Source organism: Terriglobia bacterium (genome assembly GCA_035712365.1).
Taxonomy (GTDB): domain Bacteria; phylum Acidobacteriota; class Terriglobia; order UBA7540; family UBA7540; genus SCRD01.
In genome coordinates, this window is record DASTAW010000009.1 from 1 (window position 1) to 12,349 (window position 12,349).

General features: G+C 59.9%; 13 protein-coding genes. 9 read left to right on the forward strand and 4 right to left on the reverse strand.

Translation table 11 applies throughout. The features are described 5' to 3' along the window. The 5 genes from VFQ24_03185 to VFQ24_03205 form a co-directional block, all read left to right on the forward strand. On the forward strand, positions 1 to 1,244 hold a 1,244-nt coding region (locus tag VFQ24_03185), incomplete at its 5' end, for an RHS repeat-associated core domain-containing protein (protein HET9177338.1). A gap of 66 nt (positions 1,245 to 1,310) precedes the next feature. Then, positions 1,311 to 1,589, forward strand: coding sequence for a hypothetical protein (locus VFQ24_03190; GenBank protein HET9177339.1), 279 nt, complete (start codon positions 1,311 to 1,313; stop codon positions 1,587 to 1,589). Positions 1,590 to 1,790: 201 nt separating this feature from the next. Next, a complete protein-coding gene (locus tag VFQ24_03195; GenBank protein HET9177340.1) occupies positions 1,791 to 3,008 on the forward strand; it encodes an IS110 family transposase in 1,218 nt (405 codons plus the stop codon). A 298-nt stretch (positions 3,009 to 3,306) separates the two neighbouring features. Beyond that, positions 3,307 to 3,846, forward strand: a complete 540-nt coding sequence (locus VFQ24_03200) for a hypothetical protein (GenBank protein HET9177341.1) — start codon at positions 3,307 to 3,309, stop codon at positions 3,844 to 3,846. Positions 3,847 to 4,342: 496 nt separating this feature from the next. Beyond that, on the forward strand, positions 4,343 to 5,671 hold the full coding sequence (locus VFQ24_03205; GenBank protein HET9177342.1) for a divalent metal cation transporter: 1,329 nt from the start codon (positions 4,343 to 4,345) through the stop codon (positions 5,669 to 5,671). Positions 5,672 to 5,767: 96 nt separating this feature from the next. Here VFQ24_03205 and VFQ24_03210 read toward each other — a convergent pair whose 3' ends face one another. Further along, entirely contained in the window at positions 5,768 to 6,019 is a 252-nt protein-coding gene (locus VFQ24_03210; protein HET9177343.1) for a YdeI/OmpD-associated family protein, read from the reverse strand. 263 nt (positions 6,020 to 6,282) lie between these two features. Here VFQ24_03210 and VFQ24_03215 point away from each other — a divergent pair, with 263 nt between their 5' ends. From VFQ24_03215 to VFQ24_03230, 4 genes are all read left to right on the forward strand, one after another. Beyond that, positions 6,283 to 7,632 carry a glycoside hydrolase family 27 protein gene (locus VFQ24_03215; protein HET9177344.1) on the forward strand — a complete coding sequence of 450 codons (1,350 nt, stop codon included), beginning with the start codon at positions 6,283 to 6,285 and terminating at the stop codon, positions 7,630 to 7,632. A gap of 77 nt (positions 7,633 to 7,709) precedes the next feature. Then, a complete protein-coding gene (locus VFQ24_03220) occupies positions 7,710 to 8,684 on the forward strand; it encodes a hypothetical protein (protein HET9177345.1) in 975 nt (324 codons plus the stop codon). Between the two features lie 239 nt (positions 8,685 to 8,923). Then, complete coding sequence (locus VFQ24_03225) at positions 8,924 to 9,460, forward strand: ORF6N domain-containing protein (GenBank protein ID HET9177346.1); 537 nt, start codon at positions 8,924 to 8,926, stop codon at positions 9,458 to 9,460. Then, positions 9,457 to 10,122 carry a class I SAM-dependent methyltransferase gene (locus tag VFQ24_03230; GenBank protein ID HET9177347.1) on the forward strand — a complete coding sequence of 222 codons (666 nt, stop codon included), beginning with the start codon at positions 9,457 to 9,459 and terminating at the stop codon, positions 10,120 to 10,122. Before VFQ24_03225 ends, VFQ24_03230 begins: the two co-directional genes overlap by 4 nt. 118 nt (positions 10,123 to 10,240) lie before the next feature. Here the strand turns inward: VFQ24_03230 and VFQ24_03235 are convergent, their stop codons facing one another. The 3 genes from VFQ24_03235 to VFQ24_03245 are packed head-to-tail and all read right to left on the reverse strand — an operon-like array spanning position 10,241 to position 12,064. Next, positions 10,241 to 11,143 carry a hypothetical protein gene (locus VFQ24_03235; protein HET9177348.1) on the reverse strand — a complete coding sequence of 301 codons (903 nt, stop codon included), beginning with the start codon at positions 11,141 to 11,143 and terminating at the stop codon, positions 10,241 to 10,243. After that, complete coding sequence (locus VFQ24_03240; protein ID HET9177349.1) at positions 11,140 to 11,574, reverse strand: hypothetical protein; 435 nt, start codon at positions 11,572 to 11,574, stop codon at positions 11,140 to 11,142. The genes VFQ24_03235 and VFQ24_03240 overlap by 4 nt, the downstream gene beginning before the upstream one ends. Next, positions 11,561 to 12,064, reverse strand: a complete 504-nt coding sequence (locus VFQ24_03245; GenBank protein HET9177350.1) for a sigma-70 family RNA polymerase sigma factor — start codon at positions 12,062 to 12,064, stop codon at positions 11,561 to 11,563. Before VFQ24_03245 ends, VFQ24_03240 begins: the two co-directional genes overlap by 14 nt. Between the last annotated feature and the right edge of the window lie 285 nt (positions 12,065 to 12,349).

A 12,349-nucleotide genomic window follows, 5' to 3' on the forward strand; every position in this document is an offset into this window, starting at 1 on the left:
CGGCCGGCAACCAGTTGAACGACATATGGTCCACCTACGAGTACGACGCCGAGGGGCGGGTGAAGCATTCCTACTCGTCGGGGCAGTGGCAATACCCCACGTATAATGCGCTGGGGCAGCGGGTGCAGGATTACCAGGGCATTGACCCCATGACGCTGACCTATCCGATTGACCTTTTCGGCCAGCGAACGGGAGCCTTTGCGCAGTGGCCGAGCCAGAACTGGACGGGCTGGAACGTCTACTGGTCGCAGATCGCGGGGCAGCGGCTGAATATGGGCGGGGCGAGCGCCTACATCGATCACTCGGATGCCGTGGGTTCCACCACCATGGAAACCGACCCGGCCGGGGCCGTGCAGTGGGACGTGACACATTATCCCTGGGGCGGGGTGTTCCAGGAGCAGGGCGCGCGGCAGTCGGAGGTGGTAATGGGCCTCGATTGGCAGGTCAACGACCCTGTAATCCCTTCGGCCACTCGCGAACTCAGCTCTGCTCTGGGCCGCTGGATGACGTCCGACCCGCTGGGCGGGGACGTGGCGAATCCGCAGTCGCTCAACCGCTATGCCTACGTGGGGAACAATCCCACGACTTTGACCGACCCGCTGGGGCTGCAATCTCCACAGGGGCTTCTCAAGGCGGAATTTAGGTTCCACTGCTTAATGGATCCAGTGTGCAATCACTGGTCGTCGACAGGAGGGTACGACTACTGGACCGTCGGCGGCTACGATGTGTTCGACGTGATGCAAATCCCGGTCCGGGCTTCCGAGTGGGTTCCGCCACAGTTCGCCCAGAGCGGTGACGTCTTGCATCTGACGACGGGGCATTGGGAAACCACCACGTTGGGTAACGCCACGATGGTCCTGGACATTCCCGGCATAAATTTCACCGCAGACAGTCCTACGACTGGAACGTTTACATCAGCGTTCTCGTTCCCCCAGACGGTGATCAAGTTCAAGAATTCCGGCTTCGTCCAAAACGTGCAGGACTATGCCGACTTTTTTCATCCCGGTCAACTTGACCTAAGGGACAAGTTGACGTTTTGCTCGGCCCACGTCGCAATAAACAAGAGTTCGGGACAGGTCCCACGCACACCGACGACTGGTGACTATCATTTTGACGCGATAAATCCTTGGGCACAGTCTCCAATACCATCGGTGGTTGACCCCAGCGGGCTTGCGCTACCCTTGGGCCATTTGGCTTTAGATGTACTTGGACTCTATCCAGGCTCCGCAGCATGTCACCCCTAGGATTTAATCCGTACGAGATTTCCATTCGCGAATGATCATTCAAGAGGAAACAAGGAGAGCGCCAATATGAGAAATCTTGCGCAGAGGAATTTTTGGGGTACCCTATCGATATTCATCACTGTTACTGACGCAATCGTGATTTTTGCTCTGGTGCGCTATTTGTACTGGAGGGGGTTGTGGCAGGCCGACGCAAGCCTACAGGCAGTCTTCGCCGCTTGGGGAGGAGCTGCGTTCTTGCTTTCGCTTGCGACAGGGATATTGGCGCTGCTAAAAGATACTTCACGCAGTTATGGCATGCTTGCTGTTTGCCTCAGCATCGTAAGCTTTTTTTTCTATATTAAATAGGCGGGTGGCGCAGGATCGAAAATCCAAAGGCGAGCGCGGCTGGCGCAGACCCTGATTGCTGGGGTCTGCGATCAGCGGAGCTGATTGGCTTACTATAGCGGCAGGCGGAGCCGGGCTGCGACACGACGCCTAATGGTCCGGGCGGGTGGCGCAGATATCGATTTTCGATGTCTGCGGTCAGCGAAGCTGAGTGGGGTTAAAATGGCGCGGTACAGGATCTGCGGCATTATGGCGTCAGGCGGCTGTGGTCAAGCTGGCGGTTTTATTTTCAGCAGGACGCGTCGATCACTGCAATGGACCGGGCGGAATGAAAAAAAGCAAGAGCCTCTCGCTGCGCGAGACCGCAGACACGACAAGCACGTATCTGCGCCACCCGCCGGAGTCTACTGGAAACCCCTCTACAACATCCTGGAGAGCCGCTTCACGGTGGTCCTGGTGAATGCCCATCACCTGAAGCAGGTGCCGGGGCGCAAGAGTGACCTTCGGGACTGTCAGTGGATCGCGCAACTGTTGCAACACGGGTTGCTCAAAAGCAGCTTCATCCCGCCTCGGCCGCAGCGGGAGTTGCGTGACCTGACCCGCCACCGCACCCAATTGGTGGAGGAACGGATCCGCACCGTGAACCGCATCCATAAGGTGCTGGAAGACGCCAATATCAAGCTGGCTTCGGTGGCGACGGAGGTGCTGGGCGTCTCGGGCCGGAGCATTCTGGAGCGGTTGATGGCGGGTGAAGAGGACCCCGTGAGGCTGGCCGGCTTGGCGCAACGGAGGTTGCGGAGCAAGATCCCGGAATTGGAAAAAGCGCTGCAAGGACGCCTGACCGAGCACCATCGTTTCATGCTGCGGCTGCTGTGGAAACAACTGGCGCAGCAGGAGGAACTGCTGGCCGAGTTGGAGGTCCGCATCGATGAGCAAACGCGCCCTTTTGCCGATGAGATCGAACGCCTGGATCAGGTGCCGGGTGTCGATCGTCGGGTGGCCCAGGTGATCATGGCGGAAGCGGGAGTCGATATGAGCCGCTTTCCGACCCACCAACACCTGGCGTCCTGGGCCGGGATGTGTCCGGGCAATGAAGAGAGTGCGGGAAAGCGCCAGCGGCAACGCATCACGCCCGGCAATCGATGGCTGAAACGCAGCCTCGTGCAGGCCGCCTGGGCAGCCAGCCACACCAAGAGCACCTACTTGGCATCCCAGTACCGGCGCTTGGTGGGACGCCGCGGCAAGAAGCGGGCGCTGGTGGCGGTGGGCCACTCGATGCTGGTGATCTTCTACCATATGCTCAAGGCTCGAACCACTTACGCCGATTTAGGCGGCGACTTCTTCGACCATCTCGAGCCCGACCGACTCAGGCGCTATTACGTTAAACGCCTGGAACGGCTCGGCTACAAAGTTGCTCTTCAAACATCCGTCGCCGCGTGACCGAAATTTTCAGGGCAGATTCCTCGGGCCGATCAACCGCGTCGGCCCTCGAAATGACGCGGGTACGGGATCGGAGACAGTCGAAAGCCCAAGTATCCGCCAGCCGCGAAAGTAGCCCAGCCACTCCTGGCTAAGGTGGAAAGGGCTCCGACACAGGCAGGAGTGCCTGTGCTACGGCGCCAGCCGCGGCGATCATAATTCTGTCGCTACGCGAGATCGCAGACGCTACAATGCAAGCATCCTTCGCCACATGCGAAACTCGAATGGCCGAATGAGCGGCCGGGAAGGGAAATATCCGATGCGAAAGGCTCTTGAGTGGGCGGTCCGTGCGAGCGCCCTGACCTTAGCGGTTCTTCTGTTGACCAGTTACATCCGGCCCGGTCCCGGTACGGTGCTGGCCGGACAGGACGGGAATGACGCTTCGCAGGAACACCGCGATTACTCTACCGCGAGCATCAACGGCAGCTATGCTTTTGTCGGCACCTATGCGGGGCTTGTGGCGTCCAGTTTCGGCGTGGTCACTTTCAACGGCCTGGGTTCAGCGCGCGGTTCGGTGATTGTGAATCAGCCCAACTCCGACGGATCGAGAAACATCGTTACGGTTGGCCTTGCGGGCACCTACTTCGTCAATCGCGACGGTACGGGGACCCTCTCTTACCTGGTAACTTTTCCAGACGGGCGCACGGCGAACGTGACCGAAGACCTTCTGATCACCAAGGCGGAGATGCGCCGCGGAATGCTGACCGCGACCTCCATGTTCGAGGCGCAAGAACAGCCGAGCGTCGTGCTTTCGGGAGAGGTCTACGTGACGCACACCTACACCCGGCGCCCCGATTGATCCTACAGTTTGGAACTGCGAGCCGGCCGCGAAGCCGCTTTCGGCGCCTCACGATAGCATAGGCAGGCGGCACGAAGCAGACGGAACCGAACGGAAGTCAACATTTCAGATTCGAGATTCCAACCAAAGCAGATCCTTCGCTACGCTCAGGATGACTTGTGGAGAGCGCCGCTACATCCGCGGACATCGCAAACAGCGCGATGTCTGCGCCACCCGCCCGCGAAGGCGCAGAGCGCATCTTTATTAATGCTATTCATCTGTCAGTAAATGCTCTGGCAGAGTATTATTTCATCCTGTAATGGTGCGACGACTGCCGGACCGGCGGGGTTCACCCTACCCGGCTTCCACGGATAACGCCGCCGCCTTTACAGGCACGCCAGGCACCCGCTTGCGCGCGAAATTGCATAGAACATCCCTGAAAATGCATCTAAAGCATGGGGGTCACGTTCAAGAGCGGCCTCTGGGGAGGGTGCGCCGTGAAAGCATCAGGACCAGGATGGGTCATGCTCCCCAAACCGATTCGCAGGCCCGCAAGGCCCGCGCACAGGCGGGCCGCGCCGGCGCCACTGCCGGCCTCGCGGCGAGGTTTTCAAACTTTATCGGAAGCCTCGGGCCGGGCCTGATCAGCGGCGCCTCGGATGACGATCCGTCCGGCATCTCAACTTATTCGATGGCCGGGGCCTCTTTCGGCTACGGGATGCTGTGGACCGCCTTGTTTTCATTCCCGCTCATAGCCGCAATGCAGTTGATGAGCGCGCGCCTGGGCACCGTGAAAGGCAAAGGACTAAGCGCGCTGGTGCGCGAATGCTATCCCGGCTGGGTGCTGTGGGGGACCTGCATTCTGCTGGTGACCGTCAGCCTGACGAATGCCAGCGCGGACCTGGCAGGCATGGCGGAAGCCACCCAACTGGCCACGGGAATCCGAGCCGTAATCTGGACGGTGATCTACACGGCCGTCATCACCAGCGTGCTGTTTGGCGCCTCCTACCGCCGCATTTCAAACATCTTCCGCTGGCTGACGCTGGTGCTTTTCGCCTACGTCGTCACCGCGTTTCTGGCCGGGTTTGACTGGAAAGGGGCCATGCTCGGCACGCTGGTCCCGCATCTGGAATGGTCAAAGGAATCGCTGGCCATGTTTGTGGGCATCATGGGCACCACCATTTCTCCTTACCTGTTCTTCTGGCAGGCAACGCAGGAGGTCGAGGAGAAAAATGCAGCGCGCAGCGGATTCTCTCGCCGGACGGGCGGCATCAGCGCCAATCTGCGCCAGGCGCGGCTGGATGTCGGGGTGGGCATGTTTATTTCGAATGCCATCATGTATTTCATTATTCTGACGGCGGCCGCCACGCTGCACACCCACGGCCAAACACATATCCAGACAGCCCGGCAGGCCGCCGAGGCTCTGCGCCCGCTCGCCGGCAGCGGCGCCTATTGGCTCTTCACCCTCGCCCTGATCGGCACCGGCATGCTCGGCGTCCCGGCCCTGATCGGCTCGTCGGCCTATGCGGTGTCAGAGGCGGCGCGCTGGCCTGGCTCACTCGAAAAGACGCCGCGGCGCGCCTGGCACTTTTACGCCTTCATCGCTGCTTCCATGGCGGTGGCGCTGGCCCTTGATTTTACGGGCATTGGCGCCGTCCGAATGCTATTCCTGGCGGCGATTCTCAATGGCGTGCTTTCCCCGCCTGTCATCCTGCTGGTGGTGCTGCTCAGCAGCAATCCGCGGGTGATGGGAAAAAGGACCAACCCGGCGGCCCTGCGCTGGCTCGGCTGGACCACATTCGCCGTCATGTCGGCGGCCAGCATCGGCCTGTTCTTTACGCTCTGAGCGGGAATGCCGGGTAGGGGAGCCCTCTGGGCTCCCGCTCTCCTTAACCAGCGGGTCCCCTACGCGGGCTGGGGCTTGCAGGCTGCGGTGCTTCTTTCAGCGGTGAGGGCAGCCTGGCCAGCAACAAGGCCGGCGCATTCCTTCCTTAAGTTCCGTGCGGACGCGCTCAATGTGCTGGCTTCTGGTTTCCGGTTTCTTGACGGAGATCACCCAGCAGATCCACTCATTGCGCGCGAGTGGCGTTATATCCTCCCATTTTGCCAGCGCGGCAGGGTCAGAAATGAGAACTTTCCGCAGGTCTGCTGGCAGACTGTGCACGGCGCCAGCAGAGATCGCTCTTTTTGTCATAGACTGCATTCTAGCGCGTTACGCAAACTGATTGCGGAGTTCTCGAGATGCCATTGCCTGCCGGGCTGGCGCAGAGATTGATCTCTAACGTCCGCGATCAGGGAAGCTGACTGGGGTTTAGAATGAGACGAGGCGGAGCTGTTCTGTAACTCTGCGTCTTCTGATTTTTAGCAAACGAACCGCAGAGTGGTCCCGCAGGGGCGGGACTACTCTGCGCTACGAGTAATCACAATTTTGCTGACGAGGCAGAAAGGAATCATTTTATGAAACTGAGATATATCTTAACGGCTGCACTGGTGATCATATTGTTGGCAGGTATAAACGGACTGCAGAAAATCAGGGCGGAGAACAATGGTCTCGAGCGGACGCCCGTTCTCGGCTGGAGCAGTTGGAGCTTTCTGCGCAAGCAGCCTACGGCAGCGAAGATTGAAGCGCAAGCGCGCGCACTGAAGGAGTCCGGCTTGCAGAGCGCCGGTTACAACTACGTAAACCTCGACGATTTCTGGTACCCGTGTCCGGGCCCTCAGGGTCCTGAGGTCGGGCCCTACGGCCGCTGGGTGATCGATTCATCGAAGTTCCCGGCGCATGGAGATACCAATGGCATCAAGGCAGTCGCTGATTACCTCCACGGTCTCGGGATGAAGTTCGGAATCTACATTACGCCGGGTATTTCGAAGCAGGCCGTCAGCAAGAACACGCCGATTCAAGGCACATCGTACAAGGCTGCCCAGATCGCGGAACCATCCATAAGAGAGAACAATTACAACTGCCGCGGCATGGTGAGGATTAATTATGATAAGCCCGGAGCGCAGGAGTTTATCAATTCATGGGCCGATATGCTGGCGGCATGGGGCGTCGATTACATCAAATTCGACGGCGTGACCAACAGCAACGCCGCTGACGTGAAGGCCTGGTCGAATGCCATACGGCAAAGCGGCCGGCCGATGGTCCTCGACGCCACGCAGGGGAGCTATACGCAGGCCATCGCCCCAACATTGATGAAGTACGCGAATCAATGGGAATTCCCGCCCGACATTGAATGCTATCGGTGCGAAAAAAGAGGCAGCAGCTATCCGCTGACGAGCTGGGCAGAGATTGCGAAACGTTTCGACTATGTGGCCGACTGGCAGCCTTACGCTGGTCCGGGAGGGTTCAACGATTATGACGCCATCGAGGTAGGGAATGGCAGGAATGACGGGCTTACTCCAGCCGAGCGCCAGACTCAGTTGAGCCTGTGGGCCCTTGCATCGGCGCCGCTGATCCTCGGCGTCGACCTTACTCACCTCGACCCACTGGACCTGAAATACCTTAAAAACACCGCCGTCGTTGCTGTTGACCAGGATTCGATCGCGGCTAAACGAGTTCTCGATAACGGTGACCGGCAAGTGTTCGCCAAGACAGAACCCAGCGGAGACGCGATTGTCGGTTTGTTCAACACCGGCGAGGCGGCGGAGAAAGTCTCCGTCGAAGCGTCTGCCGTGGGCCTGCCCCGGAATGCACGCGGGTACTCCGCGCAGGACCTGTGGACAGGCAAGACGGAGAAAAAAGGCGGCGCCATCAATGCTACTGTCCCCTCGCATGGCGCCGTGCTGTACCGCATCAAGGGCCTTTGAGATTATGAAACGGGAGTGATCTCTGCGTGACACGAGCAGGCGCTGGCGATGGCCCGCAGCTCAGGTAAGATGGAAGGATGCTGGGGACCTCGCGAACGGCGGCTGTAATTGCGCTTTCCATTTCTGTTATAGCCTCAGGTGTTTGGGCCATTCTCGTCAGCTCAAGGAAAACTCCAGCCGACCGAAAAATTTCAAACGTTGCGGTGAGCAGCACAGGCAATCTTCTGGCCGCAGGGACGGCGCAGGGGAAAATCACGGTCTGGGACCAGACGACCGGCGGCGCTCCACATCAATTCAGCTTTCCGTACGGTCCGTTAAACGACCTCCGGTTCAGCCCCGATGGCCATCTGCTTGCAATCGCCTCCAGAAACCTGGGCGTGTACACGCCGGCAGAACCGGCTGCTCCGCGACTGCTGCGTTCCGACAACGAAAATTACGGAAGCGTCCGCTTCAGCAAGGACGGCCAAAGTCTGCTGGTGGTGAATGGGACGAGCATCATGGAAACCATCGACGCACATTCCGGGGCCGCGCGACTCAAGGTCTGCTGTTCCTCCATCTATGGCGACGCCACTTTCACTCCGGATGGAGAAGCCTTCGTTAATGCCGGCCACTGGCCGGGTCTCTGGGACGCGCATAGCGGAAAACTCCTCGGGCGGTTTACAACCAATCGCGAGATCGAAACCTTTCGTCCCATTGCCTTCGATGACCGGCGCGGCGTCGTGATGATGGGCTCTCAGGATGGCCGTGTTTACGTCTGGGATGTGGCGAGTAGAAAACTGCTCGCCATCTCGCCGCCCCAATCGGCTTACGTCGATACGCTGATCGTGTCGAAGAACGGATGGGTGATCTTTGCCGGATTTGGCAGGAGCGTCGAGATGTGGAATCCCGACACCGGCCAGCATGGCACCCTGACCCCAGCTCGGCCCACCAGCAATCTGGTTCCCGGTCCCGACGGCGATTCTATTATCTTCGGGACCGTAAATGGCGAGGTCGAATTTTGGGACCTCAGGACAGAACAACGTGTACGTTCCATAAACGTTCCGCCGGTGTAATGGCCAGGTGCGGCGGGCGGCGAGGGGAAAAGCCGGACCATCCGGGGACCTCTGTCTGGTTCCCATCTTCCCAGAACCGACAACCTATAACTCTGCACGCAGAACGCTCTCCCCAATTTGAAGTTGGCGATTGATGAACTTTGAGGTACTTTGGTCATCTTGCTTTTGCGTGGCTGAGGACAGTGCCATCGTCCAGAGATTCGGCAAAACGGGGTATTGAGAATTTGAAGTCACAAACTGTGACCTCAAAACTGGCTGTTCCGACGGAGCGGATCGAGCGCCGCATCCTGCTGGTTCGCGGGCAGAAGGTGATGCTGGACGCGGACCTTGCGGAACTATATGCCGTCAAGACAAAAGCGCTCAATCAGGCGGTCAAACGGAATCCCGACCGCTTTCCCCCTGATTTCATGTTCCGCCTCACCCACGAGGAAAAAGAAGAGGTGGTCACAAATTGTGACCACCTCCGAAGGCTGAAGTTTTCTCCAACTCTGCCGTTCGCATTCACCGAGCACGGCGCCCTGATGCTCGCCAGTGTGTTGAACTCTGGCCGCGCCGTCGAGGTCAGCGTATTCGTCGTCCGCGCCTTCGTGAGGCTGCGCGAGATGCTGGCATCAAACCAGGAACTGGCCCGCCGCCTCGACGAGATGGAGCAGAAGTACGACTCGCGGTTCAAAATCGTGTTCGACGCCATCCGCGAACTGATGAAGCCGCCCGAAAAGCCCCGCCGGGCCATTGGTTTTGGCAGTACTGCGAGGCCGTCAGCCGAGGACGCATGACCTTTATGGATGCGCAGGACAAGTACTGGAACTCCGTGGCTTACGAGAAGAGGTTTGGCCACCCGTTGGTGATGGGCGAGATCGAGAGCCACGTCGAGCGGGCGGGCTGCGTTCTGGACTACGGCTGCGGCTATGGAAGGATCATACGGGAGCTGCACGCGGCAGGGTTCACCAATCTGTATGGAGTTGATTATTCCGCCGGAATGATCGGGCGGGCAAGGCGAGAGAATCCTTTCGCCTGCTACGCTCGCAACTCAGGATCGGAAATTCCGTTCTCCGACCGATCGTTTGACGCGGTGCTCCTGCTGGCGGTGCTCACCTGCATCCCGGATTCGGGCGAGCAGGCAAAACTATTCCGGGAGCTGCACAGGGTGCTGAAAGGGGGCGGCATTCTCTATGTAAGCGATTTGCTGATTAATGATGATGAACGAAACCGAGATCGGTATGAGCGCTTCGAGCCCAGGCACGGCTGCTACGGCGTGTTCGAGCTGGAGGAAGGCGTCAGACTGAGGCACCACACGATGGAGCATCTGGAGCGCCTTGCGGCCCCATTCCGGCCGATCAGCCGGCAGGAATTCCGCGTCGAGACGATGAACGGCCATGAGTCCCGGGCCATCCGAATGATCCTCCAAAAGCAGTCGCATGGTCACCAATCTCTCTGAACCGCCCGATCGTGCTGATGCTCCCGCGGCCCCTGCCAGTTTCGCGTGGAGTATCTATGAAAACGGCGGAGCAAGAAAAAAGTCCTGATGCTTACTTCTGTGTGGCGGCCATGGCATCTTACTTCAGAACTGCTCTTATCTTCTGCAACTCGGCGGTCAGGTTCTGCTTTTCTTCCACCACGCGCTTCGGATTTGGAATGAGTCTTGGCAGGGGCTCGGGCGCGTCGGCGATGGATTTCTGAAGCTCGGGGAGCTCCGCCGGATTGCTGAGCGCGCTGACGTAGAGACCTGTGATCCGCCCCAGCGCCGCCCGCGCCTGCGGGTCCAGTTTCTCGACGCCACCGGCCGTGCGAAAAGGCGCGCGAAAAATTCCCAATTCCTGTTCCACGGCGGCTCGCCAATCCAGACCGTCCGGTCCAATCCCCGATAACGCATTTCGCAGAGTCGCCCGCTCATCGCCGGACAGGTTCGCCAAGTGCACGATGAACGCCATTGCCCGAAGGTGCGCCGCAAGTAAATTTTTCGCCACCACCGCCGAAAACAGGGTTCCGCCGTTCGCCACGTCATGCGAGAAGCGCACTCCCGCCGCCAGCGCCCGCACGGCCGCGTCGGGATCGCTCATCCCCAATTGTAGCGAATAGAGAACGTTCAGCCGCCCAAGCTGCAGTGCCTTCCGAACGTAATCCACCGGCACGTCCGGCCCGAGCTGGTAATCGATGCCCCAGTCGCAATAGGGCAGCGCGGCGCCGCGCGCCATAGTCTCGAGCGCCTTGCGGTTTCTTTCAATCAGGTCCTTGTATGTTGACTGCACAAACGGCGCAGTGCCCTCGAGAATCCGGTTCAATTCTTTCACCTGCGCGTCCGTCAGCGCCACATCCTGCATTTGGGCAAATGCCGACCAGTATCGCAAAGCGGCGTTCTCGCCCGCCTTCGAGGACGTTTGCGCCGGCAGTCGAACCGGCACCGCGGCCAGCATGGCCAAGACCAGTGTTGCCAAAGCAAGGCGTCGGGAAATCCTCATGGTTTCAAATCCTCCATGCTCAGCGCGGCCAGCGCGCTTTCGGTGCCTTCCGGGAATGGTTCGGCGCGGCGCTGGAACGCCAGCCCGTCGAGCGCCGATTTGACGGACGGCGCACGCGCCAGCAACTCATTCGCGCTCCTGATGGTCAGCGGGCGGCCACCGGCCAGCGGTATTGCTTTCACAACGTCCACTGCCTTCACCTTTACGTCCACGACCTTGGGCTTGCGGTGAATCGCAGGGGACTGATTAGCCCGCTGGTGGGCGATGACCGCCGCCACAAGCACCAGCACCACGGCGGCGGCCGCGCACACGGCCAGCACGAATTTCCTGCGCTTTGCGGGGACGCTTCGCTCCATGGGCAGACGCTCGGCGGGTAGTGGCCGAAATTTCTTCAGCCGGACTTCAAATTGCTCGTCGTCATGGTCCAGCATGGCAGTCCTCCCTGGCGCACATGGTTTCGCGCAGCCTTGCGAGCGCATAGCGGTATCGCGAGGCGGCCGTATTCGGACTCACGCCCAGAACCTCACCGATCTCGGCAAAGGTCAGATCTCCCCAGATGTGCAGCACCGTCACCTCGCGTTGGCCGCTGTCGAGCGCCGCAAGCGCCTGCCGCAGCCTCAGTTCCGCCGCGTAATCGCGGTCCGGCGGCTCGAACCACGCCGAACGGGCGTCCAGCACCACCTCGCGCCGGCGAGTTTTGGCGTCATTCAGAATAGCGTTTCGCACCGAGGCAAACAGGTAAGCTTTGGCGTCGGCCGCATGGTCGATGCCCTGGGCCAGCAGCTTTGCAAACACCTGGTGCACGGCGTCCTGGGCCCGGGCGCGGTCACCCGCAATCGCCGCCGCAAACAGCACCAGCGCGGCACTGTGCCGGCGGTAAAGCGTCTCGATGATTGCGCCGTTGTCTCCAGCGTTCTGCACGTCACGGTCTCAGGAATAAGACAATCGAGGCCCGCAGATTTGTCTATCAGGCTCGAAGGGATTATCGCATCAGGCAGGTTTCGGCGCGACGCGCCGGACGGTAAAGCTGGGGCGGGCCACGTGCGGACACAGAACCCCGAGAGGAGCGAAGATTTTAGCGGGGGCGTGAGCCCTGTGGATAAGAGCCTTATGGACCGGTGGCAGTCCCCCTTCTCCCCGGCGGGGAGAGGGTTAGGGGGTGCGGCGTTCATTCACCCACGGCTTGCGGGGTGGGCTAAATTCTGC

What these genes read in the sequence shown, in the direction of transcription:
- VFQ24_03230 (HET9177347.1), top strand. Translation starts at nt 9,457, where the DNA reads ATGACCTTTATGGATGCGCAGGACAAGTACTGGAACTCCGTGGCTTAC.
- VFQ24_03200 (HET9177341.1), top strand. Translation starts at nt 3,307, where the DNA reads ATGCGAAAGGCTCTTGAGTGGGCGGTCCGTGCGAGCGCCCTGACCTTA.
- VFQ24_03190 (HET9177339.1), top strand. Translation starts at nt 1,311, where the DNA reads ATGAGAAATCTTGCGCAGAGGAATTTTTGGGGTACCCTATCGATATTC.
- VFQ24_03240 (HET9177349.1), bottom strand. Translation starts at nt 11,574, where the DNA reads ATGCTGGACCATGACGACGAGCAATTTGAAGTCCGGCTGAAGAAATTT.
- VFQ24_03205 (HET9177342.1), top strand. Translation starts at nt 4,343, where the DNA reads ATGGGTCATGCTCCCCAAACCGATTCGCAGGCCCGCAAGGCCCGCGCA.
- VFQ24_03220 (HET9177345.1), top strand. Translation starts at nt 7,710, where the DNA reads ATGCTGGGGACCTCGCGAACGGCGGCTGTAATTGCGCTTTCCATTTCT.
- VFQ24_03235 (HET9177348.1), bottom strand. Translation starts at nt 11,143, where the DNA reads ATGAGGATTTCCCGACGCCTTGCTTTGGCAACACTGGTCTTGGCCATG.
- VFQ24_03195 (HET9177340.1), top strand. Translation starts at nt 1,791, where the DNA reads ATGGCGCGGTACAGGATCTGCGGCATTATGGCGTCAGGCGGCTGTGGT.
- VFQ24_03215 (HET9177344.1), top strand. Translation starts at nt 6,283, where the DNA reads ATGAAACTGAGATATATCTTAACGGCTGCACTGGTGATCATATTGTTG.
- VFQ24_03210 (HET9177343.1), bottom strand. Translation starts at nt 6,019, where the DNA reads ATGACAAAAAGAGCGATCTCTGCTGGCGCCGTGCACAGTCTGCCAGCA.